The 1,499-nt window shown below is 73.7% G+C and carries 1 protein-coding gene; it reads right to left on the bottom strand.

Translation table 11 applies throughout. From position 1 onward, the window contains the following. On the bottom strand, positions 1-1,219 hold a 1,219-nt coding region (locus E0D90_RS28455; protein ID WP_130800284.1), incomplete at its 3' end, for a transglycosylase family protein. Positions 1,220-1,499 lie beyond the last annotated feature (280 nt).

Raw genomic sequence — 1,499 nt, 5'->3', positions numbered from 1 at the left:
AGGAGTGGCCCGTCGAACACCCCCGCCCCAGCTGCTGACCCGTGGTCACCGGCTGGCCCGCCGAGACGGAGATCGCCGACAGATGGGCGTACTGGCTGAACCGGCCGTCCGCGTGACGCACGATCACCTCGTAGCCGAACGATCCCGCCCAGCCGGCCGCCACCACCGTGCCGTTGGTCACCGACTTCACGGAGGTGCCCATCGGCACCGGGAAGTCGACACCGGTGTGGTAGCCCTGCGACCACGAACTGCCCGTCGCGCGGTAGGACGTTCCGGTGCCTCCACCGACCGGGGAGGTGTACGCGGCGGCAGGCGGCTTGCTCTCGGCGGTGGTCTCCCGCTCCTTGTCCCGCGAGGGCTTCGCCGCGCTCTCCGCCTCGGCGGCGGCCTTCTCCTGCTCCTTCTCCCCGGCCTGCTGCTCCGCCTTCTCCTCGCTGGGAGCGCTGGGAGCCGGAGCCTTCTCCGCCGGCTTCTGCTTCTTCTCCTGCTGAGCCGGCGCGGGCTGCGCCTTCTCCTCGGGGGCCTTCTCCTTCGGGGCCGCCGGAGCGGCCGAGCCCGCCAGCGCCAGCCGCTGGCCGGGGAAGATCAGATGCGGGTCCTTGCCGATCGTCGACCGGTTCAGCTCGTAGAGCGACTGCCATCCGCCCGAGACGCCGTGGTCGTCCGCGATGCGGGAGAGGTTGTCACCGGATACCACCTCGTGCAGCGCGTCCGCGGTGTCGGCGGCGGTCCGGGGGGAGGCGGCGGCCGGCCGGGTGTCGTTGCCGGTACCCGCGGCACGCTGGGCTCCGGTGTCCACGTCCTGACCGGCGTCGCGCGGCCCCGCGTCGGGGGCGGCCGTCCCGGCGGTCAGGCCCGCGCGCTCGGAACAGACCGGCCACGCCTTCGGACCCTGGCCGTCCAGCACCTTCTCGGCGACCGCCATCTGTTCCTCGCGGGTCGCCAGGTCGGCGCGCTCCGCGTAGACCGTGCCGCCGAACTGCTCCCACGTGCTCTGCCGGAACTGCAGGCCGCCGAAGTGTCCGTTGCCGGAGTCGATCGACCAGTCCTGCCCGGACTCGCACTCCGCGACCTTGTCCCACGTCTCGGAGGAGGCCGCACCGGCGGTCGCCGCGCTGATCAACGGCAGCGCCAGGCCGGCGCCGCTCGCTGTCACGGTGAGCGAAGCCCGGGAGACGGGGCTGGGACGGTAGCGGCGGTGACGTCCGCGAGTGGTCATCGAGTCCTCCGGGGCCGGGCATCCCTGTAGCCTCATCAGCATATGGCCCGATCAAGCGAGTTGTCCGGCACTCCTGGACAACGGCCGCCGCACCGGGCCGAAACCGGCCCCTCCCGCCCGCCGCCCCGGCGCACCCGGGCGCCGAAACGGCTGGCCACGCCCCCCGTCACCGGTTCCGGCCCCCGGTAGCGGCCGTCGCCTCCGCGGAGGCTAAGTCCGGAAACCGGCGGTGGACCCCGCCCCGGCCGTCCCCGCCGTGCGGGCGAAGGGCGCCGTAGAC

Source organism: Streptomyces otsuchiensis (assembly GCF_004305975.1).
In the GTDB taxonomy this organism is placed as follows: Bacteria; Actinomycetota; Actinomycetes; order Streptomycetales; family Streptomycetaceae; genus Streptomyces; species Streptomyces otsuchiensis.
Note: the sequence above shows the minus strand (reverse complement) of the source record. Positions and strands in the feature narration are given on the sequence as shown.